Below are 23,676 nucleotides of genomic sequence, written 5' to 3'. Positions count from 1 at the left end.
TGGATAATAATGGTTTTATTGAATTGTTTTTGTTGACGATTATTTTTCAGGTTCTGCGTTGATCGCTTAATTATTTTGCGAATAACATCTGTCTTCGATGTTTTTAGGGCGGCGAGAATATCACGTGATTGTAAGGATGTATTCTTCTTTAAGAGAAAATAAATACATTCACATATCAAATTAAAAGCGATGAATATATTTTATATTGTGATGGGATATGTAACTTCTTCTTAATATGTGGAAATAAAAAAGCCGGCGCAAGGCCGGCATTTTTAAATTAAAATTCTGATGAATCAGTAAAGCAAGGAATATAACTGACGTCGATATTTCGCAGCCAGTGCATCACCGGTGCCAAGTGCGGCCAGGATATCCATCAGCGTTTTACGCGCCGCGCCGTTAGCCGCGGCTAAATCTTTCTTCAGCGGCGCCATCAGCAATTCCAGCGCTTCTTCGTTGCGGCCAACCTGATGCAGTTGCAGGCTGAGTTTAACAATGAGCTCTGCATTATCAGGATCCTGCGACAGTTCCTGCTGAAGTTGCTGAATTTCCGGGGTATCCGCTGCCTGTTTGAGCAGCTCGATCTGCGCGACCAGCCCCTGATAGCGGGAATCTTTGTCCTGCAACGGAATGGTGGCCAGTATGGCCTCAGCGTCATCACTACGGTTGAGATGAATGTGCGTTTCGGCCAGCAACAGGCCGATATCACTGCGCTGACTGCTCAGTTGCCAGGCCTCTTTGAGCAGGGGCAGGGCTTCAGCCGCATTGCCTGCCTGCAACAGTTCCTGTGCCTGAGCCAGCTTCAGCTCTTCTTCTTTCGGCAGCACTTTTTGCAGCAGTTCGCGGATCACTTCTTCCGGCTGCGGGCCCTGGAAACCATCAACCGGCTGACCGTCTTTAAACAGGTAAACCGCCGGGATCGAACGCAGACCAAACTGCTGAGCGACCATTTGCTGCACATCGCAATCGACCTTCGCCAGAATCAGCTGAGCGGCATATTCCACCGCCAGTTTGTCGAGAATCGGCCCGAGTTGCAGGCAATGCTGACTGCGTTCTGACCAGAAATAGAACATCACCGGCACAGACATGGATTGCTCCAGTGCCTGTTGCAGGTTTGTTTCGTCAATATCAATAATCGTAGGTTGTGCAAGCATGAATTCGTTCTCTCTGACTAAGGCGTTTAAAGCGTTAAAAATGAGATGGGGGCGACTCTTACTGCTTCAACCCCCCGGCGCTTTTACTTAGCTGTTTCCGCGCAATATTTTATCCAGCAACCGGCCGGGCAACAGGCGTTTGAGCACCGTCAGCGCATGGGCGACCAGGGTCACCGGATAACGCAGGCGCGCACGCGGGTTCTCCAAAGCATGGTGCAGTTTGGGTAAAACCGCCTCCGGCTTGAGCGTAAAACGACGGGCGATGCCCGGATTTTCTACCGGCTGGTCAGCTTGTGACTGACTGACGTTGGCGGTGAAATTGCTGCTGAGCGGGCCGGGTTCAATCAGGCTGACCTGAATGCCCGTGCCGTGCAGCTCCATGCGCAGCGTGTCGGACCAGGCTTCCAGCGCGAATTTACTGGCGGCATAAACGCCACGGCGGGGCGTGGTAATCAGCCCCATCACCGAACTGGTCTGAATAATGCGGCCTTCGCTGTGCGGCAGCATGGCGGGCAACAAAAGTTGAGTCAGCTGATGTGTGCCGAACAGGTTGGTGGAGAATTGTTTCTCGAACTGCGCGCGGCTGATGCTGTTCAGCGGGCCGTAAACGCCATATCCGGCATTGTTGAACAGGCCATACAGGCGGTTGCCGGTCAACGCGATCACCTGCGCAGCGGCGTGTATGACGCTCTCTTCATCATCAAGATCCAGCGGTATGGTTTCAAAACCCATCTGCTGAAGTGTGTCGATATCCTGCGGTTTCCGGCATGCAGCCAGCACCCGGTAACCACGGCTGCGCAAATCTTGTGCAGCCACCAGCCCGATACCGCTGGAACAACCGGTGATTAATACTGCTTTTTGCATAACTTTACCTGTGAGGTGTCCCTATTTTTTATGGCTGTGATTTACTAGGGAGTCGGGTGAAAAAGGTAACGTCCTGGTTTTACTCACGTCCCGGTATTATTTTATTTTTCGTATTTTAAACCTAATGCGTCAGCAGCGGCGTGAGTTTTTCAGACATCCAGTCGGCAATAAACGACTGGGCTGCCAGCGCCGGGTGCAAGCCGTCATCCTGCATCCATTCCGGTTTCACGGCGACCTGTTCCATAAAGAACGGCACCAGCGGGATATTCTCCTGCTTCGCCAGCGCCGGATAGATGGCATAAAACGCATCACCGTAGCGGCGGCCATAGTTTGGCGGCAGGCGGATTTGCATCAGCAACGGCTGGGCATCGGCGTGTTTAACCTGAGCGATAATTTGGGTCAGGGTTTGCGAAATGGTTTGTGGCGGAAATCCGCGTAAACCGTCGTTGGCACCCAACTCAATCAGCACCCAGCGCGGATGATGTTGTTGCAGCAGCGCAGACAATCGCGCCAGCCCTTGTTCGGCGGTATCTCCGCTGATGCTGGCGTTAATAATGGTGGGTTTCCCCCCTTCTTTTTGCCATTTTTTATTCAGCAGTGACGGCCATGATTCGGCTACAGGCAGGCGATAGACAGCACTTAAACTGTCGCCAATAATCAGCAAGTTATCAGCAGCAACGGCGCGAAAACTCAATAATCCTAACAACATAAGGAAGGGGAGATGCCAGCGGAAAACGTTCTTGAAGTTCATCATCTTAATAAGCACGTCGGTCAGGGTGAAGGACAGCTCACCATCCTGTCCGGTGTGGAGCTGGTTGTCAAACCGGCGCAGACAATTGCGCTGATTGGGGAATCCGGTTCCGGTAAATCCACCCTGCTGGGCATTCTTGCCGGGCTGGATGACGGCACCAGCGGCGATGTGGTTTTGCTCGGCAAATCTCTCAGTAAACTTAACGAAGAAGGTCGCGCCGCGCTGCGGGCAAAAAATGTGGGCTTCGTGTTTCAGTCCTTCATGCTGGTGCCGACGCTCAACGCGCTGGAAAACGTCCAGCTTCCGGCATTGCTGCGCGGCGAAAGCGACAGCAACAGCCGTCAGCAGGCGGTGCAGTTACTGGAAAGTCTCGGGCTCGGCGGGCGTCTGCACCATCTGCCTGCGCAGCTTTCGGGCGGCGAGCAGCAACGCGTGGCGCTGGCGCGGGCATTTATCGGTAAACCTAAACTGCTGTTCGCCGATGAGCCGACCGGCAATCTGGATCGTGCAACCGGCGAACGCATTGTCGATCTGCTGTTCTCCCTGAACCGCGATGCGGCCACCACCCTGATTCTGGTCACCCACGACGAGCAACTGGCGGCGCGTTGCCAGCGGCGCCTGCGTCTGCGTGACGGGAAGTTGTGGGAGGAAGCATGATCTGGCGCTGGTTCTGGCGCGAATGGCGTTCGCCTTCGCTGCTGATTGTCTGGCTGGCATTGACGCTGGCGGTGGCCTGCGTGCTGGCGCTCGGCAGCATCAGTGACCGCATGGACAAAGGGCTGAGTCAGCAAAGCCGCGAGTTTATCGCCGGTGACCGTGTGCTGCGCTCCGCCCGGCCGATCACCGAAGCCTGGTTGCAGGACGCGGAAAAGCAGGGGCTGAAGGTCAGCCGTCAGCTCTCTTTCATGACCATGACGTTTGCCGGTGAAACGCCACAGCTGGCGGCGGTAAAAGCCACCGATCTGGCTTACCCGCTGTATGGAACGTTGCAAACCGAACCCGTCGGGCTGAAACCTGAGCCGGGCACCGTGCTGGTTGCGCCGCGTCTGCTGGCGTTGCTCAACGTGAAAGTGGGCGACAATCTGGACGTGGGTGACTCCACGCTGAAAATTGCCGGTGTGGTGGTGCAGGAGCCGGATTCGGGCTTCAACCCGTTCCAGACCGCGCCACGGGTGATCATGAATCTGGCGGATGTGCCGAAAACCGGCGCGGTTCAGCCGGGCAGCCGCCTGACCTACCGTTATATGTTTGCCGGTTCGCCGCAGGCGATTCAGATCTATGGCGATGCGATAAAAGGGCTGCTGAAACCCGATCAGCGCTGGACCGGAATGGAAGATTCCGACGGTGCGCTGGGTAAATCGTTGCAGCGCTCGCAGCAGTTCCTGACGCTATCGGCATTGCTGACGCTGATGCTGTCGATTGCCGCCATTGCCGTGTCGATGGGGCATTACTGCCGCAGCCGTTACGATCTGGTGGCGGTGCTCAAAACCCTCGGCGCGGGGAAAAAAGCCCTGCGCAGGCTGATCATCGGCCAGTGGGTTGCGGTGATGGTACTGGCGGGGATTTGCGGCAGTCTGGTCGGTCTGGCATTTGAAGCGGTGCTGATGAAAGTTCTGGCCCCGGTACTGCCTGCGGCGCTTCCTCCCGCCGGTGTCTGGCCGTGGGTGTGGTCGATGGGCGCGATGGTGGTGATCTCTTTCCTGATTGGTATTCGCCCTTATCGCCAGTTACTGGCTACGCAGCCATTGCGCGTGCTGCGTAATGATGTGGTCGCCAACGTCTGGCCGCTGCGCTACTTCCTGCCGGTCATGATTCTGGTGGTGGTTGGTCTGCTGGCGGCGCTGATGGGCGGAAGTTCGCTGCTGTGGTCTTTGCTGGCTGGCGTGCTGGTGCTGTCGTTGCTGCTGGGCGTGATTGGCTGGGGGGCGCTGCTGTTACTGCGCCGTCTGACTTTCCGTCAGTTGCCGCTGCGTTTAGCCGTCAACCGTCTGCTGCGACAGCCGTGGGTGACGCTCAGCCAGCTGGCGGCGTTCTCCATGTCGTTTATGTTGCTGGCTTTGCTGCTGGTGATGCGCGGGGATTTGCTGGATCGCTGGGAGCAACAGCTGCCGCCGGACAGCCCGAATTACTTCCTGCTCAATATCACGAAAGAGCAAATTCCGCAGGTGACGGATTTCCTGCATCAGCATAAAGCACAGCCGGAAACCTTCTATCCGATTGTGCGGGTTCGCCTGACCGGGATTAACGACAAGGTCGCCACCGAGATCATCAAACCGGACGACGCGGGCGGTGAAGCCGTAAACCGTGAACTGAATCTGACCTGGATGGAAGGGCTGCCGGATCATAATCCGCTGGTGGCAGGCAACGGGCCGCCGAAAGCCGGTGAAGTGTCGATCGACGAAGGGCTGGCGGGGCGTCTGGGGCTGAAACTCGGCGATACGGTCACGTTCAGCGGCGATACTCAGGAGTTCAGCGCCAAAATCACCAGCCTGCGAAAAGTGGACTGGGACAGCCTGAAGCCGAATTTCTACTTCATCTTCCCGCCGGGCGCGCTCGACGGCCAGCCACAAAGCTGGCTGACCAGCTTCCGTTATCACGGCGATGACCGCACCATCACGCAGCTCAACCGCCAGTTCCCGACGGTGAGCCTGATGGATATCGGCTCGATCCTGCGTCAGGTGGGGCAGGTATTGCAGCAGGTGAGCAGGGCGCTGGAAGTAATGGTGATTCTGGTGATGCTGTGCGGCGGTTTACTGCTGCTGGCGCAGATTCAGGTCGGCATGCGTCAGCGCCGTCAGGAGCTGATCGTTTACCGCACGCTGGGCGCCAGCAAAAAGATGCTGCATCGCACGCTGTGGTGTGAGTTTGCCGTGCTCGGGCTGGTGGCCGGTGTCGCTGCCGCCATCGGTGCGGAAGCCGCATTGTGGCTGCTGCAACGCAAAGTGTTCGATTTCCCATGGGAACCGAATTACCTGATGTGGATCGCCGTACCGGTGGTGAGTGCGTTGCTGCTGTCGGTCTGCGGTGGCTGGCTGGGTGTGCGGTTACTGCGGGGAAGGGCGTTGTTCAGGCAATATGATTCGTAGTGTTTAAACTCCTCCCCTTTGCAGGGGAGGAAGCCTGAAAATCACAGCTTTTCAATCGCCCATTCAATACCGCTGGCGTATTCTGCCGGCAGCATCGGGATCAGTGCGTTGAGATTGTCTTTCAGCAGGCTGGCGCTGGCGTCGTTGAGATTCAGGTGTCCGACTTTACGCCCCGGACGCACTTCCTTCTCATACCAGTGCAGATTGACCAGCGGCAGGCTCAGCCATGCTTCTGACACCTCTGTGCCAATCAGATTGACCATCACCGACGGCGTACTGACCACCGGTTGCGGCAACGGCAGACCGAGGATCGCGCGCAGGTGCATTTCAAACTGGCTGTAAGATGCACCGTTTTGCGTCCAGTGACCGCTGTTGTGCACGCGCGGGGCCAGCTCGTTAATCAGCAAACCTTCACTGACCACGAAACATTCCATCGCCATCACGCCGACGTAATTCAGTTCGTTGAGGATGGCTGACAACATGCGTTCCGCCTGCTGTTGCAGGGCGGCGTCCGGCTGCGGCAGCGCGACGCTGGTGCGCAGAATGCCATCCTGATGCAGGTTATGGGTCAGCGGGTAAAACACGGTTTTGCCGTCATGACCCCGCGCACCGACCAGCGACACTTCGCCGGAAAAATTGATGCCCTGTTCAACGATGCATTCACCGTAGCAATCCTGCGGCAGCGTATTTTCTTCGCCGGAGCGCAAACGCCACTGACCACGGCCGTCGTAACCGCCGACGCGACGTTTCACAATCGCCAGTTCGCCAATTTCGGAGAATACCTGCGGCCATTCGGCGGCATCGGCCAGTAACTGCCACGGTGCGGTTGCCAGACCGAGCTGATCGAGCAACTGTTTTTGCGTCAGGCGGTCGGCCAGACGCGGGAAGATTTCGCGGTTAACAAACGCATTGTGTGTCGCCAGTTCGCGGGTCAGCGCGGTTTCCGGCCAGCGTTCGATTTCAGCGGTAATAACGCTTTGCTGATACGGCACAGCTTCCGGTTCAGCATCCAGGCCGACGGGAAAAACAGCGATCCCCAGCGGTTCACCGGCCTGACGCAGCATTCTGCCTAACTGGCCGTTTCCGAGCACGCAAACCGGCTTCATGCTTGCTCCCGTGGATCGGGATTATTCAGCACTTCATCGGTTTGCGCGGTGCGCCATGCGGCCAGACTTTTCGCAATCTCAGCATCGTGCAGCGCGAGAATCTGTGCGGCCAGCAGCGCAGCATTTGCCGCACCGGCTTTACCAATCGCCAGTGTCCCAACCGGAATACCGCGCGGCATTTGTACAATGGAATACAGGCTGTCGATGCCGCTCAGCGCAGCACTTTGCACTGGCACACCGAGCACCGGCACCAGCGTTTTCGCTGCCAGCATACCGGGTAAATGCGCCGCGCCGCCTGCACCCGCGATGATCACATCAAAGCCATTCGCTGAAGCCTGTTCAGCGAAAGTGAATAATTTGTCCGGCGTGCGGTGTGCGGAGACGATATCGACATGGAAAGGAATATTCAGCGTTGTGAGGACTTCGGCGGCGAACTGCATGGTCGCCCAGTCACTTTTAGACCCCATAACGATGGCGATTTTTGCCGGGGTAACGTTGGATGACATGTCTGTAAAGCTCCTGTGATTCGGAAATAGAAACTGCGAGGGCGCAAATGATATCATGCTCACGGAGCAAGGAAAACGGTTGCGTCGCCGGAATACGGTGCATTTTTGATGAGAAGTGGCGGGCAGATTTGTATAATCCGGACCACACTATGATGAGCAATCAACACTGGAAACTGAATGATGACGCAGGCTTTACTGGCACCGATTTATGATTTTTTGCACTGTGAAACACCGGCTTTGTGGGTGGATGTGGCGCTGGAAAATCAGGCGGTGATGCTGATTGATCACGCCAACTGTGAAAAAAAAGCGGCGGCCACGGCGATGAGCCTGATGACGAAATATCTGGATCGCACTGAACTGCTGTTTTGCGCGGCGCGTCTGGCGCGGGAAGAACTTCATCATTTCGAGCAGGTGGTGGAAATCATGCAAAAACGCAATGTCACCTACACCCAGCTTTCGCCGTCGCGCTACGCCAGCGGGATGATTAAACACACCCGTCATCATGATGATTTAAATATTCTGGTCGACCGCCTGATTATCGGGGCGTACATCGAAGCGCGTTCCTGCGAGCGTTTTGCCAAAATCGCGCCGCATCTCGATGACACGTTGTCGCGTTTTTACACTTCGCTGCTGCGCTCAGAATCACGTCATTTTGCCGATTATCTGGCGCTGGCGGAGCAATATGCCGGAGGGGACATCAGCGATCGGGTAGAGTTTTTTGGCAGAATAGAAGCGGAACTGATTTTGGCGCCGGATGAGCAATTCCGTTTCCACAGCGGTACGCCGGTGTGCAGCCTTAAAACGGGAAACTGATCAGCTCTACGTTATCGGCGGTGACTTTGACCATCGACCCTTCTTCGTGCCACGCCCCTAACACCACGCGGTGGCCGGTTTTCGCCACAAGCTGTACATCATGGATCGCCGGGCGATGGGTGTGGCCGTGGATCATCCATTCTACGCCTGCCGCCTGCATGTCATTCACCACCGCCTGCGGGTTCACATCCATAATTTCCTGTGATTTCCCCTGATTAGACGCTTTGCTGTTGGCGCGCATTTTGGCGGCAATACCTAAACGCCATTTCAGCGGCAGCATCAGGAACAACTTTTGAATCAGCGGATTATGCACTTTCTTGCGGAAGTTCTGATAGGCAACATCGTCGGTACACAACGTATCGCCGTGCAGGATCAGGACGCGGCGGCCATAAAGTTCGAGGACTTTTTTCTCTGGCAGCAGGGTCATCAGGCTGTCGCGCGCAAAGCGGCGGCCAAGCAGAAAATCGCGGTTACCATGAATGAAGAAGCAGGGAACGCCTTGCTGGTGTAAGTGGTTTAACGCCGCAGCGATGTCTGCGTGTAACGGCTGTGGATCATCGTCGCCAATCCAGGCTTCGAATAAATCCCCGAGAATGTACAGCGCGTCGGCCTGCGGCGCATCTTCGCGTAAAAAACGCAGAAAACCGGCAGTGATTGCCGGTTCCTGTGCGCAAAGATGAATATCTGCGATAAAAAACGTGGTCATCCCGACGTTGATTATTCGCTGACTGTGACGCTTTTGATCACAACATCTTCTTTTGGAACATCCTGGTGCATGCCGCTGCGGCCGGTTTTCACTGCGCGGATCGCATCAACCACATCCTGACCTTCAACCACTTCTGCGAATACGCAGTAACCCCAACCCTGTGCGTTTTTGCCGCTGTGGTTCAGGAAATCGTTGTCAGTTACGTTGATGAAGAACTGTGCAGTGGCAGAATGCGGATCGTTGGTACGCGCCATCGCCAGCGTGCCTTTGGTGTTTTTCAGGCCGTTGTCTGCTTCGTTTTTGATCTGTGCGTCGGTGTTTTTCTGGTTCATGCCTGGCTCAAAACCGCCGCCCTGGATCATGAAACCATCAATAACACGGTGGAAAATTGTGTTGTCGTAGAAGCCTTTACGGCAATAGTTCAGGAAGTTTTCAACCGTAACGGGTGCTTTGTCAGCAAAAGTTTTTACTACGATGTCGCCGTGGTTGGTGTGGAAAGTGACCATATTAATCATCCTGCTTATGTTGATGTGTGCTCTCAGTAAGAGCCGCTACTATAGCCTTTTCTTATACCATAACTCAAAAGTTGCCGTCAGCAGGCGGTTTGTGAGGACTAAAGCCCGTCCGGCGGCCTTATGCCGTTTCGGTGAAGGCGTTTTCGTTATATTATGAGCCCGAGCGTCGCGAAAGCGCGCAACCATCATTTTCTACGCCCAACACACGGAATAGCCTGATGCTGAAGATTTTTAATACCCTGAGTCGCCAAAAAGAGGAATTCAAGCCAATTCATGCCGGTAAAGTCGGGATGTACGTGTGTGGGATCACTGTTTACGACCTGTGTCACATTGGTCATGGCCGGACTTTTGTGTCTTTCGACGTGGTGTCGCGTTACCTGCGTTACCTCGGTTATGACCTGAAATACGTACGCAATATCACTGATATCGACGACAAGATCATCAAACGTGCCGCTGAGAATGGCGAGAATTTCTCCGCACTGACCGACCGTATGATCGCTGAAATGCACAATGATTTTGCTGCGCTGAATATTCTGCCGCCGGACGCCGAACCGCGCGCGACGCAGCATATTCAGGAAATTATCGAAATCGTGCAGAAGCTTATCGACCGCGATCACGCTTATGTGGCCTCAAACGGCGACGTGATGTTCTGGGTGGAAAGCGATCCTGATTATGGCCTGTTGTCCCGTCAGGATCTCGACCAGCTGCAGGCGGGCGCCCGCGTGGAAGTGGAAGCCAATGTAAAACGCAATCCGATGGATTTCGTGCTGTGGAAAATGTCCAAGCCGGGCGAGCCGAGCTGGACGTCACCGTGGGGCGAAGGCCGTCCGGGCTGGCATATCGAATGTTCTGCGATGAACTGCAAACAGTTGGGCGATCATTTTGATATCCACGGCGGCGGGTCTGATCTGATGTTCCCGCACCACGAAAACGAAATTGCGCAGTCCAGCTGCGCGCACGACGGCCCGTATGTGAACACCTGGATGCACTCCGGCATGGTAATGATCGACCGCGAAAAGATGTCCAAATCGCTGGATAACTTCTTCACCGTGCGCGATGTGCTGAAATATTATGATGCCGAAAGTGTGCGTTACTTCCTGATGTCTGGCCATTACCGCAGCCAGCTGAACTACAGCGAAGAGAACCTGAAACTGGCGCGTACTTCGATGGAACGTCTGTACACCGCACTGCGCGGGACGGATGCTGCCGCAACGCCAGCCGGTGGTGACGCTTTCGTTGCCCGTTTCCGCTCCGCCATGGACGACGATTTCAATACTCCGGAAGCCTACTCCGTGCTGTTCGATATGGCGCGCGACATCAACCGCCTGAAAGCGGAAGACCTGTCGGCGGCCAACGGTCTGGCGGCAGAACTGCGTCAGCTGGCGGGTGTGCTCGGTCTGCTGGAGCAGGATCCGGAGCAGTTCCTGAAATCCGGTGCGCAGGCGGATAACGACGATGAAGTCGCTGAAATCGAAGCGTTGATCAAACAGCGCAACGATGCCCGCGCCAGCAAAGACTGGGGTATGGCGGACAAAGCGCGTGACCGTCTCAATGAAATGGGCATCGTGTTAGAAGATGGTGCGGCGGGCACCACCTGGCGTCGCAAGTAATCTCATTGCTACCTGAAATGACACCAATGGCTCCCAACCGGGGGCCATTTTTATAAGGATTGTCCTGTGAGCAACATGCTTCTGACGTATCAGCCTCCGTATGACTGGCAGTGGATGACGGCGTTTCTCGGCGCGCGGGCGTTGCAGGGCGTTGAGCAGCAGGACGGCGATGATTATCAGCGTACCCTGGCGGTGTTACACAACGGCGAGCGGCTGACCGGCTGGCTGCGCTTGCGGCCCGTACCGGCGGAAAATCGCGTTGAACTGGAACTCTCACCGTCGCTGGAGCCGGCTGCCGAAAAGGTTGCGCAGCAGGTGCGGCGTTTGCTGGATCTGGATGCCCGACCCGACGTGATTGCCGCCGGGCTGGGGGCGCTGGCGGACAATGCGGCGGGACTCAGATTACCGGGATGCGTTAACCGTTTTGAGCTGACGGTCAGGGCAATCCTCGGGCAACTGGTCAGCGTAAAAATGGCGGCGACGCTTGCCACCCGGCTGACGGAAAAATGGGGCGAACCCGTGAGCACGCCGTTTGCGGCCCTGACGCATCTGTTTCCGTCTCCGGCCGCTATCGGGCAATTAACGGTGGATGATTTGCGCGGTATCGGCGTGCAGGCCAAACGCGCAGCCTGTCTGATCGGGCTGGCGCAGGCGGTCGAAGCAGGGGAGTTACCGCTAGATACCATAACCGATGCGCAGGAAGGGATCCGATTGCTGCTGGCAATGCCTGGCATCGGCAGCTGGACCGCCAGTTATGTCGCGATGCGCGCCTGGTCGGCGCCCGACGTTTTTCTCGGTGGGGACTATCTGATTAAGCAGCGTTTTCCGGGGATGACACCGGGTAAAATTGCCCGTTACGCCGAAGTCTGGCGGCCATGGCGCACTTATGCCACGCTGCATTTATGGTTCAATAATGACTGGCAGCCCGATACGCCTTAGTGAATGCCGAAGTAACCGGTGTTGAGCAGTTTTTCCAGTGAGGTTTCCGGGGCAATGGTATCGCCGCCGACCAGATCGATGCCAATGCCGGTGAGTTTATCCAGAGTCTCATTGATATCCGCCGGGCCCGCCAGCGTCTGCGCGTTTAAGCGGTGAGTGTTGCCATGCAGGATCGTCACCAGCACTTCATGCATCTGGTTGTAGTGGATCTGTGCCATAAAGCTCGGATCAATCTGCACGTAATCCACCATATTGGCCTTTAACTGGTTAAATTCGAGCATATTTTTGCCGATATTCTGCACCACGATCTTACATCCCTGCTGACGGATACCGGCGATGAATGTCCGCAAATCGGGATGCTTGAGCAAGACGGCATCATCAATCATCAGGGTGAACGACGACAGCGGCAGCGGCGTGGTCTCCAGCAGATGCAGCAATTCATCACGCAGCGCCGGTTGCAACAGACCTTCGGTTGAGAGCGGGATGGCCACACAAATGCCTTTATTGGCGATGCCTTGTCCGTAATCCAAAAGCACGCGCCGTAACAGCCAGCGGTCAACGTCCGCCATCATGTCGTAAAAATGGGCGGCCTGCAGGAACAGCGCTGCCGTTTGCACTATCTGATTGGGGATCGCCAGCTGTACCGATATCTGATAGAAACACACTGACAGCGGCGTTTTCGGCGGGGATGCGGCGCGGCAATGCAGCGTCAGCTGATTTTCGGTGAGAATGCGGGTGATATCTTCCGGGCGGAACAGCGCCGTGTGTGAAGACAGTTGCAGTTTTTGCCGCGATTCATAGGTAAAGACCCGGCCGCGCCCGTTGTGTTTGGCGGTGTAACAGGCGACGTCGGCCTGCGCCATATATTCGCTGCCGCTGATCCTGGCATCGTTAATTTGCGTCAACCCGGCGCTGGCGCCGATGCGGTAAATCTGCTCTTCCCAGATAAACTGGAACGCGTTGATTTTGTTCACCAGTTGCTGAAGGGTTAACAACCCCTGTTCCAGCGGACAATCAAACAGGATCAGTGCAAACTCATCGCCGCCCAGGCGTGCCAGGCGGTCGCTGTTACGGATGTGATCCTGCATCAGCGTGCTCAGCTGGCGCAGCAGTTCATCCCCCGCCGCGTGGCCCGCCGTGTCATTGATCGCCTTAAACCGGTCGAGATCGATAAACGCCAGACTGTGCGGCTGCTGATGTATAGCGGTCAGGCTCAGTGCTTTTTTCAGGCTCTTTTCAAAGCTGCCACGGTTGGCTAAACCGGTGAGTAAATCATGTGATGCGCTGTAGCTGAGTTTGCGCATCAGTTCGCGGGATTTACTGACGTCCTGCAACACCAGCACAATGCCAATGGGTTCATCTTTTAGGGTGCGCAACGGCGAGACGGCCAGCTGGACGTCAAACATGCCGGTATTGTGGCCGTGCAGCACCAGAGACTGTTCAACGGAGGAGTGCAAATTTTCGTTGATATCGAACTGCTGCAAATTACCCAGCAGCGGCCCCTCCGGCCCTTTGGTGATGTGGACAATGCGCCCGACCGGCTGACCCTGTGCCTGAGACTCTTTCCAGCCGGTCATGTTCTCGGCGACCGGATTCATGAAGGTGACGTTCAAATCCCGGTCAGTGGAGATCACGGCTTCGTTGATGGAATTAAGCGTGATGTGCAGCAGTTCTTTTTCTTCATGCAGCGCTTCGGACAGCCGCTTGTTAGTCACTTCGGTGTGTTTCAGCTCGGTAATATCTTCGATTTGCGAGATGAAATAGAGCGGTTTCTGATCCTCATCACGCACCAGGGAGACGGCCAGCAGCACCCAGACCATTTCACCATTGCGGCACAGGTAGCGCTTCTCCATGGTGTAGCTCTGAATTTCGTCATCCAGCAATTGCTGGAGCAAGGCGAGGTCTTTACCTAAATCTTCCGGATGAGTGATGTCCTGAAAAGATAAGGTTTTCAGGTAGTCGGCTTCATAGCCCAGCAGCTTACACAGCGATTTATTCACCTGCAGCCATTTACCCTGCGGGGAAACCAGCGCCATGCCGATTGCCGAGTATTCCATGGCATTGCGAAAGCGGTTTTCGCTCTGCGTGATATGTGACTTTTCGGTACGCAGGGTGTGCATCGCCATCGCCATCGCATTGGCAGGCAGCAGGATCAGTAAAAGCGGCAGGAAGATCAGCCCTTGCGGGATCTGTATGGCATGGGGCTGGACGGTGATAATACCGCTGGTTTGCAGCAGGGCGATCATCAGCGTCATCGACAGGAAAATAATAAAGGCTTCAAGGCGCGGCAGGCGGATAGCTGACCACAGCAACGGAATAGTGATAAAGGCAAAGGTATAAGGCAGCCATTTAAGCGCCATAAAACCGAGCGCCAGCGTGATGACCAGTGTGGCAAGCAGTTCAACAAGACGACGTGATGTCAGAATTTGTTTGAGGTAGCCGCGCTGATAAATCAGCCCCAGCGGCGTCAGCGCGAGGATAGCCACCGCTTCTGACATATACCAGGTGGCAAAACGATCCTGCAATTCCGCCGCGGTGTGGATGTGCAGAATGAACAGCATCATAAACACTGAACTTACCAGCGGGCAGAAGATCACCGCGATCACCAGAAATTTGACCCAGTGGCTCAGGCCGGAAAGCGGATCTTGTGCCGGTAACGCGCGGCGCAGCAGCAAGGCGCAGAGCGTGGCTTCAATCAGATTATTCACCGTGTAGGGCAGGTAAAGCAGCACCGGCGTACCCGCGATAAAATGCGCGGCAACAATGCCCAGCGCCGCAGCGCAGAGCAGCGGGATCCAGTCGAGATAGCGGTGATGAAACAGCACCGGGATCAGCAACGCCGTCGGCAACCACAATCCGGCCAGACTCGAGGTTTTTTGAATGATTTCCAGGCAGGCAAGGGCCAGCAGACAAATGGCAATGCCCGTCAGCAGAGGCACCTTCCAGTTGACCTTTTCCGTAAAGAAAGTGGTCTGTTTTATTTTTTCCACGGTGCAAACCTTTTTCTGACTGGCCGTGAGTGGCAGGCAGTAACGGTGAAACTTGTTTTTTCTGTTATTAACCGCCGCATCACCTGAGACAACGTCTGTTAAGACGGCATTCTTCGTGTCGGAGGGATATCTATTTTTTTAGGATTATTAGTATGAATTCTACATCACTCTTACAGCGATAACGAATAATCAGTAGCAGAAATCAAACGCGTTTTTCAGCGGGTATTATCGGGAAAATTCTGCGGGAAAACTTTTACCGGCCCGCAGGCCGGAAAAGAGGTTTAGATCAGGAATATAGTGGCGAGGCCGAGGAAGATAAAGAAGCCGCCGGTGTCGGTCAGTGCGGTAATCATCACGCTGGAACCGATGGCGGGGTCGCGGCCCATGCGGACCATCGTGAGCGGGATAATGACACCCATCAGCGCCGCCAGCAGCAGATTGAGGATCATGGCCAGGGTCATTACGCCGCCCATCTGCCAGTCGCCGTACAACAGCCAGGTGACGATACCCATCAGCCCGCCCCAGACCAGACCGTTAATCAACGCCACGCCAAGCTCCCTGAACATCAGAAATTTCAGGTTCCCTACCTGAACATGGTGCAGCGCCAGACCGCGCACGATCATCGTGATGGTCTGATTCCCGGTGTTACCGCCGATGCCCGCCACAATCGGCATCAGGGCGGCGAGCGCCACCAGCTGCGAAATCGTGTGTTCAAACAGACCAATCACGCGCGAAGCCACAAAGGCGGTACACAAATTGATAGCCAGCCACGCCCAGCGGTTGCGTACCGCTTTGCTGACCGGAGAAAAGACATCCTCTTCCGGGCTTAACCCGCCCATCCGGCGCAGATTGCTGTCGGTATCGTTGTTGACGAAATCAACGATCTCTTCCACCGTCAGCCGTCCCATCAGCTTGCCTTTTTTATCCACTACCGGCGCGGTGATCAGGTCATAACGTTCGAACGCGCTGGCGGCGTCTTCGGCTTTATCTTCCGGCTCGAAGCTGGTGAGATCGGTAATCATCACGTCAGCGACTTTCGTCTCCGGCGGATTGAGTAAAATGGTGGTCAGCGGCAATTCGCCAAGCAGCGTGTTTTTGCGGTCAGTGACAAAGAGCTTGTCGCTGGCCTGCGGAATGATTTTGCGGGAGCGCAGAAAACGCTGAACGGCGCCGAGCGTGACGTCCGGACGGACGGTCAGCAGCTCGAAATCCATGATTCGGCCAACGCATTCTTTGTTGAACTTCATCACTTCGCGGACTTTTTCCCGCTGCTTTGGCTCCAGCGAGGTCAGCACTCGGCCAGTCAGGTCACGGGGAAGATATTCTGCCAGATACACCTGATCGTCTACATCAAGCAGCGACATGGTTTTCAGCAGGTCTTTGTCGCTCATCTCTTCAATGAGGCTGTCCCAGACGGTTTCGGAGACTTCGACCAGTGCTTTACCGCGCGCTGCCGGTTCGACCAGACGCCACAGCGCCAGACGTTCGCGGATCGGCAACGCTTCCAGGACGTCAGCGACGTCGGCTGCGTGGAGTTTTTGCACCCGCGAGCTGAGCTCTGCGGTGTAATCCATCAGTTGCGCGCGCGTGGCGTCATCAACGTCAGGTTCCTCGCCCAGAATACTGTCGGCGAGGTCATCGGTGTTCAGAAGGAGATCGAGGATCCTGCTGCGGCTTTCGGCCAGTTTCTGGCCGTAGTTTTTCGGTTTTTCACCCGACATTTGAGATCCTTAGTCCTTTGAGTAACGGCAGGTTTTCAGCGTACCGGTACAGGTTTTTTCCGGCGTCTGTTGCTGTGGCCCCACTGTCTGCGTATCGGTCTGCGTTTGCTTTTGATTCTGGTGATGCGAATACGCGCCGAAAGCGGAGTAAACCAGTCGCCCGAACAAAATAATGAAGCTTACCGAAAGAACAATTTTCGTCATCTTGATGTTGGATTTTCGAGACATAGTCGTGTCGGCTCAGTGGATCTTTGCTCCGGTAGAAGTGATGAAAGAGTGTAAATGATAACGTTTACAATATAACGCACAACTAAACGACGCTCCAGATAAAGGAAAAATGCAAAAAGTGCGGTTTATTTTCACCGGTAAGTAAAGTCGCACGATAACTTTACCATTCAGACAATCTATACGTTTAAAGTTAATCTCATGGATTTGAATGTATTTATTATTTGGTTAATCACGTGCGAAATTGTTTGAGCTTCATTTAGCGGATATTTGGAAGAATGTGTTTATTGATCAGCATCAAGAGCATTAATATAAAGCCGATTAGAATTCAGCCATAATTTGTGATTCATGACACCAACCTCCGCTGTTTATATTCTTTCTGCGTTTTTCAGTGAAAAGATGTTTATGCCGATAACTGCGCGCGGAACCCGTTGTCACTGTCACCCGGCGTTTTACACACGCCCGTTTCATCCTGACACCTATACTGCGTCATGACTTTCATACGCGAAACTTACGATGGATCCGATGCAAAAACTCTTCTCGTGGAATGAACTGCGCCATAAATGGTGGGGGCTTCCGATCTTCTGTGCGCTGGTGCTGATCCCGCTCAGCTCGTCGCTTTCTCCGATCATTTTCTTGCCGGAAGGTCGCACCTATCTGATTTACATGCCGCTGGCGACCTGTGTGGCCTTGCTGATGGTGTTTGACTGGGCGGCATTCCCCGGCATTGTGCTGACGCTTTTCCTGCGCTACTACCTGCGCGTGGGCGCGGAAATGGGAACGTTGATGACGGTGATTTATTTCACGTCTCTGTTTCTTGCCTGGCTGGGGTACCGCTGGCAGGCGGGAAGCCGCTGGTCTGCACCGCTCGGGCTGATGAATCAGGCCTGGGTGCGTGTCGGCTGGCTGCTGATTTTCCTGACGTTCTTCTTCATTATTGTGCTGCAAATTGTCGTGGAAAGCGGCCTGCTGCCAGAATATCTGGGGATGGCGACACGCGATTTCATGACGCTGCGCACGCTTATCAATCTTCAGGCGATGATTCTGGGTATTCTGCTCAACTCGCATCTGATCTATCTGATTATCCGCATTATCCGCCGCCCGCGTTACTGGCGCGTGTTGCGCATGATGTTGCGAAAACAATGTGCGCCCGGTGTGAAACCGGCTGAAATGGTGCTGTGGTTTATTGTGCTGGGCACAATGGTGGCGCTGCTGTGCATTCAGGGGCTCAGCGAGCCTTTCATGAAAATCCTGCTGAGTGATTACACGCTGACGTTGCTGTTCCCGGTGTTACTGTTCGGTGCACTGCGCTATGGCTATTACTTCATCAGCATTGTCTGGACCATCACGCTCACCATTTTATTCCATTATTATCAGGGTTTTATCTCTGAAACTAACTTTGTCCATAATCTGGTTTTCGTCTCCGCCCTGATGCTGGTTTATACCATCACGCTGTTGCTGATGGCGGTGATCTCCTCCCGCCAGCGGCTGCTGATGAAAAAATTCAAAGCTGCCGCATTACAGGATCCGGTTTTCGCCTTGCCGAACCTGCGCGCTTTTAACCGTGATTTGGCGATTTATCCGCGCTCCTTGCTGTGCTTTGTTCGTGTTTCCGATATGGATGTGCTGAGCCGTAATTACGGTATGCAGCTGCGTATTCAGTTTAAGCAGCAACTGGCGATGGGGCTGAAGCCGTATCTGCAGCCGGGCGAAAAAGTGTATCACTTACCGGGTTACGATCTGGTGCTGCGGCTTAACAGTGAAGACGTGGAAGGCAAACTCCAGCAACTGTATGAGTATGTGGAAGATTTTCGTCTGATCTGGAACGGATTACCGCTCCATCCTAATATCGGTCTGTCTTATTGCACGGTCTACTCACCGGTTGAGCATCTGCCGATCTTGCTGGGCGAACTGAGCGGGATTGCCGAAGTGTCGCTGACCACCGGTAAACCGGAATCGAACAAAAGCGATCACAGCCAGGTGCAGCTGGAAATCAGAGAAAAGGTCGATATGCTGCATAAAATCCAGCGCGCGCTGGATGACGATCGCTTCGTTCTGATGGCGCAACCTATCTCAGGCGTGCGGGGTGACAATTATTATGAAATCCTGCTGCGCATGTTCGATGGCGCACAGGAAAATCTGGTCATGCCGGATAAGTTCCTGCCGGTTGTGCATGAGTTTGGTCTTTCCTATCAGCTGGATATGTGGGTGCTCAGGCACACGCTGATGTTTATCAACGCGAACCGCTCGCGTCTGCCGAGCCTGCGTTTTGCCGTCAACTTTACGCCATCAACGCTGTGCCGCCCGACGTTCACCCGTGATTTCAAAACCCTGATGGCTGAGTTTGAGGTGGAGCCTTTCCAGATCGTTCTGGAAGTGACGGAATCACACTTATTGCAGGACGTGAAATATGCTGACTCAGCCATGCGCGAGCTGCGTAATTACGGCTGCCGGATTGCCATCGACGATTTCGGTACCGGTTATGCCAGTTATGGCCGTCTGAAAGCCATTCAGGCCGATATCATCAAAATTGACGGCAGCTTCGTGCGCAACATGCTGACCAATTCGCTGGATGGCTATATCGTGCAGTCGATCTGTCAGGTCGCCAGAATGAAACATCTGAGCATTGTGGCGGAGTACGTCGAAACCGAAGAGCAGAAGGCAGCCCTGCACGCGCTGGGGGTTGATTACATGCAGGGTTATCTGGTGGGCAAACCTGAACCTTTGGCGTCCCTGCTGGCGTTTCGCAAAGACTGACCTGCAGTTTTCATCCTAAAAATAAAAAACCTCTGACGCCTTCGCGTGCAGAGGTTTTTTTTGGGGGTTTATCGCCGGAAAGGCTTAGCTTTCTGAAGACCCCACATCTTCTTCTTCCAGCATCAGTTTCCAGCCGGTGACGTCATCCCAGTAACTTTGTTCACGTTCGAAATCCAGCTGAACCAGGTTGTTCTGCGCCAGATAACCGGCAGGGAAGCGCAGCGTCCAGTGATTATCATCCGTCGATAACCGCAGAGATTCCGGCGTCGTGGTGGACTGACGCTGGTTATTGAGCAGTGCCCCGAGGCGCAATAGCTGGATCAGCGGAATATAGTGCTTCTTCTTAAACAAATTCAGGCGCGGCAACTCTTCCAGCTTGATCGCTTTACGATGGAAACGCACCAGCGTTGCCAGCAGCGTTTGCTGTTCCTGATTGAACCCCGGCAAATTGGTGTTTTGCAGAATATAGGAAGAGTGACGGTGCATACCGGTGTGGTTGATGCTCAAACCCACCTCATGCAGCATGGCGCTGAATTTCAGCAGTGATTCGAGCTGAGGCTGAACCAGTTTGGTGTTCTGCGCCAGCCACTGGCTGTAAAGCTGCTCGGTGGTTTCCAGTACGCGGCGCGCCTGTTCCCGGTCGATGTTGTAATGCTCGGCCAGGCTTTTCGCGGTACGCGTGCGGATATCCTGATGACGGAAGCGGCCTTCCATTTCATACAGCACGCCTTCACGCAGCGCGCCGTCAGAAAGACGGAGTTCTTTGACCGCCAGCGCATCAAACACGCCACGCAGAATGGCCAGCCCCGGCACGAAAACTGACTGACGATCTTCTGACAGCCCCGGAAGATCCAGCGCGTCGAAGTTCTTAAAGTTCAGCACCGCTTCGGTAAGCATTTCCAGACGTTCAGGCGTAATCAAACCGTCCTTTTCGCCCATTTCCACCAGGACTTCATGCGCGGCTTTAATACTGCCGGATGCGCCAAGCGCATACTGCCAGCCTTGCAGACGGTATTGCCATGCCAGCGTTTCCAGTTTTTGTGCGGCGGCGAGCTGGGCGCGTTTAAAATTGCTGCGGCTGATTTCACCGTTGGGGAAAAACATCTGCGCAAAACTGACGCAGCCCATGCGGCGGCTCTCGGCCAGCAATGGCTCGAAATCCTCCCCGATGACCAGTTCCGTGGATCCGCCACCAATATCGACCACCAGTTTGCGGCCTTTTTCCGGCTGCGTATGCTCCACACCCATGAAAATCAGGCGAGCTTCTTCCTGACCGGAAATGATTTCGATCGGGTAGGGGATGACTTCTGCGGCGCGCTTGAGGAATTCCTCAGCATTCACCGCCTGACGCAGAGTGTGCGTCCCGACGATGGTGACGTTGTTATCCGGAAAACCTTGCAGGCGTTCGGCAAACAAAGCCAGGCAATCCAGCCCTCGTTGAATGGCTTCTTCACTGAGCACATTTTTACTGTCGAGGCCGTCAGCCAGATGAACGCGTTGTTTCAGGCGACCTAAAACCTGTAATGCGCCGTTAACGACGCGCGCGATCACCATGTGGAAACTGTTCGACCCGAGATCGATCGCCGCAATTTCCTGTGGCTTGGCACTCAATGAGCTGTTTTTAAGGGGCATAGTTATGTAACGCTCCAGGGGGTTCAGGCTTGCTGACTCTGTTGTTCCAGATCTTTCAGATAGTCGTAAATCGCCAGCTGCGCACGGACTTTGCGGCGATTTCCGCGTGGAACATACCGGTTGCTCAGTTCTTTATCAATCACTCTGGCTTTGACTGTGTCATTAAACAGCAGCTCCAGAATGTCCAGCACGCGCTGTTTAAGACGCGGATCGAGCAACGCGACGGCCACCTCGATACGGTAATCGATATTACGCGTCATCCAGTCAGCGGAAGACAGGAACACTTTGGCATCGCCGCCGTTTTCAAACACGTAAACGCGATCATGTTCTAGATAACGGTCGATGATACTGGTGACCTGAATGTTTTCGCTAAAACCGGGCAGATTAGGCACCAGTGAACACATCCCGCGGATCAGCAGACGGATTTTCACGCCGACGTTGGATGCCACGTAAAGACGGTCGATCAGCCCTTTGTCCACCAGGTTGTTGATTTTCAGCGTAATACCACCGGTATCGCCGGCCTGAACATTGGCAATTTCCCGGTCGATCAACCGGTAAAGCATGTCACGGGAGTTCTGTGGCGATACCATCAGATGCTCAAAGGACACCGGACGGTAAGGGTTTTCGATAAAGTTGAACACCCGACGTACTTCGTTAGTGATTCGCGCATCCGCGGTGAGCAGCGAATAGTCGGTATAAAGGCGTGCTGTTTTCTCGTTAAAATTCCCGGTCCCAATATGAGCATAGCGGACAATTTCGTCGCCTTCGCGGCGAGAAATAAGAAAGAGTTTTGCGTGAATTTTCAGGCCCGGCGCAGAGAAAATAACGTGTACACCGGCTTCCGTCAGACGTTTCGCCCAGTGAATATTTGCCTCTTCGTCAAAGCGCGCCTGTAACTCAACCACCACGGTGACTTTCTTGCCGTTGTGCGCCGCGTGGATCATCGATTCAATAATGCGCGAGTCTTTGGCGACGCGGTAAATATTGATTTTGATCGACAGCACGTTCGGGTCGAATGACGCCTGACGCAGCAACTCAAGCACGTGTTCAAACGTGTGGTACGGATAGTACAGCAGCACATCCTGCTCGCGGATCGCTGCAAAACCATTGCGGAATTTATCGAACCAGAGATGCCGTAATCTTGGCAGCGGGCGGTTCACCAGATTGGCTTTACCGACATTAGGGAAACCGATGAAATCTTTGAAATTATGGTAGCGGCCACCGGCGATCACTGAATCGTAGTTAGAAATGCCGAGCTTGCCGCGCAGCAATTCGACCATCTCATTGGGCATATCGCGCTGATAAACAAATCGCACGGGTTCGGCGGTCAGACGCTGTTTCAGGCTCGATGACATCAGTTCCAGCAGGCTCGATTCCATTTCCGTGACCAGATCGTATTCGGCGTCACGGGTCATTTTCATCGAATAGGCGTTCAGCGCGTCGTAATCGAAGAAGCCTTTGAAAATGTCGTCCAGACAATAACGCAAAATGTTGTCCAGCAGGATCATTGGCTTACGGCGGCGTGGCGCTTCCGGCGGCAGATTGACGAAACGCGGCACTTTATCCGACGGGATTTCCAGCAGAGCGTAATGGATCTCTTCGCCACGGATAATTTCGACCGCCAGATAGGTGTAATCGTCTTTCAGGAACTGCACCAGATTGGTGTCGTGATTGATAAGGATTGGCGTGATAAATTGGCGCAGATGATGTTTGAAGTACTGTCGCAGCCAGAGCTGTTGATTCTCAGACACCTGACGCTCGTTAATCAGGAAAATCTGATTACGCGCCATTTCCAGCAGCAAATCGTTATAAAGGCTGTCGAATTCCTGATCGATGCGCAGCACCTTCGCCTGAATTTTTTTCAGCAAATGCCGGGAAGCGCCAAGAAATCCCTGCTCCTCACTGATGAGGATGCGTCGTTTTAAATCGGCAAACCGGACTTTGTAAAATTCATCGAGGTTGTTGGAATAAATGCCTAAAAACCGCATCCGTTCGATCAGGGGATTACTTTTGTCTGCTGCTTCCTGCAAGACGCGTTCATTGAAGGACAGCCAGCTTAGTTCTTTCTCGATATAAAGCTTTTCCTGACCCATTTTCACTCCGTTCGTTTAGCTTGCAACCTGGCCCATACAGGCAAAATTTTGCCTGAAAACACCGCAATTTAGCTCAACATCATCTTCGTGCCGTTCGCTTTTCGAAACCGTCAGCGTAACAGCAAGCCTTTTGTGTGAGGGGCCTAGTGTCTACTAACAATATTGCGAAAGATTGACAGGAAAGTCCAACATAACAGGGAGAGTTTTAGAA

General features: G+C 54.3%; 18 protein-coding genes. 6 read left to right on the top strand and 12 right to left on the bottom strand.

The window, feature by feature from the left end; genetic code table 11:
• Positions 1 to 293: 293 nt before the first annotated feature.
• The 3 genes from J1779_RS24145 to tesA form a co-directional block, all read right to left on the bottom strand.
• Positions 294 to 1,151 (bottom strand): co-chaperone YbbN, encoded by an 858-nt coding sequence (locus J1779_RS24145; protein ID WP_217204974.1) that lies wholly within the window; start codon positions 1,149 to 1,151, stop codon positions 294 to 296.
• 87 nt (positions 1,152 to 1,238) lie between these two features.
• Positions 1,239 to 2,015, bottom strand: a complete 777-nt coding sequence (locus J1779_RS24140; protein WP_217204973.1) for an SDR family oxidoreductase — start codon at positions 2,013 to 2,015, stop codon at positions 1,239 to 1,241.
• Positions 2,016 to 2,136: 121 nt separating this feature from the next.
• Positions 2,137 to 2,766 (bottom strand): multifunctional acyl-CoA thioesterase I/protease I/lysophospholipase L1, encoded by a 630-nt coding sequence (gene tesA / locus J1779_RS24135; protein WP_122096121.1) that lies wholly within the window; start codon positions 2,764 to 2,766, stop codon positions 2,137 to 2,139.
• Between tesA and ybbA the strand changes: the two genes are divergently transcribed.
• On the top strand, positions 2,737 to 3,423 hold the full coding sequence (gene ybbA / locus J1779_RS24130) for a putative ABC transporter ATP-binding protein YbbA (protein ID WP_056771257.1): 687 nt from the start codon (positions 2,737 to 2,739) through the stop codon (positions 3,421 to 3,423). The genes tesA and ybbA overlap by 30 nt on opposite strands.
• Positions 3,420 to 5,852 carry a putative ABC transporter permease subunit YbbP gene (ybbP, locus tag J1779_RS24125; RefSeq protein ID WP_217204972.1) on the top strand — a complete coding sequence of 811 codons (2,433 nt, stop codon included), beginning with the start codon at positions 3,420 to 3,422 and terminating at the stop codon, positions 5,850 to 5,852. Before ybbA ends, ybbP begins: the two co-directional genes overlap by 4 nt.
• Positions 5,853 to 5,893: 41 nt before the next feature.
• On the opposite strand, the gene purK is transcribed toward ybbP, so the two are convergent.
• Entirely contained in the window at positions 5,894 to 6,958 is a 1,065-nt protein-coding gene (gene purK, locus J1779_RS24120; protein ID WP_122095979.1) for a 5-(carboxyamino)imidazole ribonucleotide synthase, read from the bottom strand.
• Positions 6,955 to 7,464 carry a 5-(carboxyamino)imidazole ribonucleotide mutase gene (gene purE / locus J1779_RS24115; protein ID WP_122095978.1) on the bottom strand — a complete coding sequence of 170 codons (510 nt, stop codon included), beginning with the start codon at positions 7,462 to 7,464 and terminating at the stop codon, positions 6,955 to 6,957. Before purE ends, purK begins: the two co-directional genes overlap by 4 nt.
• A 180-nt stretch (positions 7,465 to 7,644) precedes the next feature.
• On the opposite strand from purE, the gene J1779_RS24110 reads away from it, so the two are divergent.
• Positions 7,645 to 8,277, top strand: coding sequence for a MiaE family protein (locus tag J1779_RS24110; protein ID WP_056771997.1), 633 nt, complete (start codon positions 7,645 to 7,647; stop codon positions 8,275 to 8,277).
• Here the strand turns inward: J1779_RS24110 and lpxH are convergent.
• Positions 8,261 to 8,983, bottom strand: a complete 723-nt coding sequence (gene lpxH, locus J1779_RS24105) for a UDP-2,3-diacylglucosamine diphosphatase (RefSeq protein WP_217204971.1) — start codon at positions 8,981 to 8,983, stop codon at positions 8,261 to 8,263. The two genes, J1779_RS24110 and lpxH, sit on opposite strands and share 17 nt — an antisense overlap.
• 11 nt (positions 8,984 to 8,994) lie before the next feature.
• Positions 8,995 to 9,489, bottom strand: coding sequence for a peptidylprolyl isomerase B (ppiB, locus tag J1779_RS24100; protein WP_056771274.1), 495 nt, complete (start codon positions 9,487 to 9,489; stop codon positions 8,995 to 8,997).
• 227 nt (positions 9,490 to 9,716) lie between these two features.
• Between ppiB and cysS the strand changes: the two genes are divergently transcribed.
• Positions 9,717 to 11,108 carry a cysteine--tRNA ligase gene (cysS, locus tag J1779_RS24095; RefSeq protein WP_217204970.1) on the top strand — a complete coding sequence of 464 codons (1,392 nt, stop codon included), beginning with the start codon at positions 9,717 to 9,719 and terminating at the stop codon, positions 11,106 to 11,108.
• 75 nt (positions 11,109 to 11,183) lie between these two features.
• Positions 11,184 to 12,047 (top strand): DNA-3-methyladenine glycosylase 2, encoded by an 864-nt coding sequence (alkA, locus tag J1779_RS24090; RefSeq protein WP_238485299.1) that lies wholly within the window; start codon positions 11,184 to 11,186, stop codon positions 12,045 to 12,047.
• On the opposite strand, the gene J1779_RS24080 is transcribed toward alkA, so the two are convergent.
• The 3 genes from J1779_RS24080 to J1779_RS24070 form a co-directional block, all read right to left on the bottom strand.
• A complete protein-coding gene (locus tag J1779_RS24080) occupies positions 12,044 to 15,037 on the bottom strand; it encodes a PAS domain S-box protein (protein WP_338019881.1) in 2,994 nt (997 codons plus the stop codon). The genes alkA and J1779_RS24080 overlap by 4 nt on opposite strands.
• Before the next feature lie 281 nt (positions 15,038 to 15,318).
• The gene (gene mgtE / locus J1779_RS24075) at positions 15,319 to 16,758 is read right to left on the bottom strand and encodes a magnesium transporter (RefSeq protein WP_056771295.1); all 1,440 of its coding nucleotides are present in this window, start codon (positions 16,756 to 16,758) and stop codon (positions 15,319 to 15,321) included.
• A 9-nt stretch (positions 16,759 to 16,767) separates the two neighbouring features.
• Entirely contained in the window at positions 16,768 to 16,986 is a 219-nt protein-coding gene (locus tag J1779_RS24070; RefSeq protein ID WP_056771298.1) for a YfgG family protein, read from the bottom strand.
• Between the two features lie 513 nt (positions 16,987 to 17,499).
• Between J1779_RS24070 and J1779_RS24065 the strand changes: the two genes are divergently transcribed.
• The gene (locus tag J1779_RS24065) at positions 17,500 to 19,740 is read left to right on the top strand and encodes a sensor domain-containing phosphodiesterase (protein ID WP_136375633.1); all 2,241 of its coding nucleotides are present in this window, start codon (positions 17,500 to 17,502) and stop codon (positions 19,738 to 19,740) included.
• A gap of 84 nt (positions 19,741 to 19,824) precedes the next feature.
• Here J1779_RS24065 and ppx read toward each other — a convergent pair whose 3' ends face one another.
• On the bottom strand, positions 19,825 to 21,372 hold the full coding sequence (gene ppx, locus J1779_RS24060) for an exopolyphosphatase (protein ID WP_056771304.1): 1,548 nt from the start codon (positions 21,370 to 21,372) through the stop codon (positions 19,825 to 19,827).
• 23 nt (positions 21,373 to 21,395) lie between these two features.
• Entirely contained in the window at positions 21,396 to 23,465 is a 2,070-nt protein-coding gene (ppk1, locus tag J1779_RS24055) for a polyphosphate kinase 1 (RefSeq protein ID WP_217204967.1), read from the bottom strand.
• Positions 23,466 to 23,676: the final 211 nt, after the last annotated feature.

This window comes from Rahnella rivi (assembly GCF_019049655.1).
Taxonomy (GTDB): domain Bacteria; phylum Pseudomonadota; class Gammaproteobacteria; order Enterobacterales; family Enterobacteriaceae; genus Rahnella; species Rahnella rivi.
Note: the sequence above shows the minus strand (reverse complement) of the source record. Positions and strands in the feature narration are given on the sequence as shown.

Excerpts from the sequence above, each read along its gene's own strand:
- ppx (WP_056771304.1), bottom strand. The coding sequence starts at position 21,372 with ATGCCCCTTAAAAACAGCTCATTGAGTGCCAAGCCACAGGAAATTGCG.
- ybbP (WP_217204972.1), top strand. The coding sequence starts at position 3,420 with ATGATCTGGCGCTGGTTCTGGCGCGAATGGCGTTCGCCTTCGCTGCTG.
- J1779_RS24065 (WP_136375633.1), top strand. The coding sequence starts at position 17,500 with ATGGATCCGATGCAAAAACTCTTCTCGTGGAATGAACTGCGCCATAAA.
- J1779_RS24145 (WP_217204974.1), bottom strand. The coding sequence starts at position 1,151 with ATGCTTGCACAACCTACGATTATTGATATTGACGAAACAAACCTGCAA.
- tesA (WP_122096121.1), bottom strand. The coding sequence starts at position 2,766 with ATGAACTTCAAGAACGTTTTCCGCTGGCATCTCCCCTTCCTTATGTTG.
- lpxH (WP_217204971.1), bottom strand. The coding sequence starts at position 8,983 with ATGACCACGTTTTTTATCGCAGATATTCATCTTTGCGCACAGGAACCG.
- mgtE (WP_056771295.1), bottom strand. The coding sequence starts at position 16,758 with ATGTCGGGTGAAAAACCGAAAAACTACGGCCAGAAACTGGCCGAAAGC.
- ppk1 (WP_217204967.1), bottom strand. The coding sequence starts at position 23,465 with ATGGGTCAGGAAAAGCTTTATATCGAGAAAGAACTAAGCTGGCTGTCC.
- purK (WP_122095979.1), bottom strand. The coding sequence starts at position 6,958 with ATGAAGCCGGTTTGCGTGCTCGGAAACGGCCAGTTAGGCAGAATGCTG.
- J1779_RS24110 (WP_056771997.1), top strand. The coding sequence starts at position 7,645 with ATGACGCAGGCTTTACTGGCACCGATTTATGATTTTTTGCACTGTGAA.
- cysS (WP_217204970.1), top strand. The coding sequence starts at position 9,717 with ATGCTGAAGATTTTTAATACCCTGAGTCGCCAAAAAGAGGAATTCAAG.
- ybbA (WP_056771257.1), top strand. The coding sequence starts at position 2,737 with ATGCCAGCGGAAAACGTTCTTGAAGTTCATCATCTTAATAAGCACGTC.
- alkA (WP_238485299.1), top strand. The coding sequence starts at position 11,184 with ATGCTTCTGACGTATCAGCCTCCGTATGACTGGCAGTGGATGACGGCG.
- ppiB (WP_056771274.1), bottom strand. The coding sequence starts at position 9,489 with ATGGTCACTTTCCACACCAACCACGGCGACATCGTAGTAAAAACTTTT.
- J1779_RS24140 (WP_217204973.1), bottom strand. The coding sequence starts at position 2,015 with ATGCAAAAAGCAGTATTAATCACCGGTTGTTCCAGCGGTATCGGGCTG.
- J1779_RS24070 (WP_056771298.1), bottom strand. The coding sequence starts at position 16,986 with ATGTCTCGAAAATCCAACATCAAGATGACGAAAATTGTTCTTTCGGTA.
- purE (WP_122095978.1), bottom strand. The coding sequence starts at position 7,464 with ATGTCATCCAACGTTACCCCGGCAAAAATCGCCATCGTTATGGGGTCT.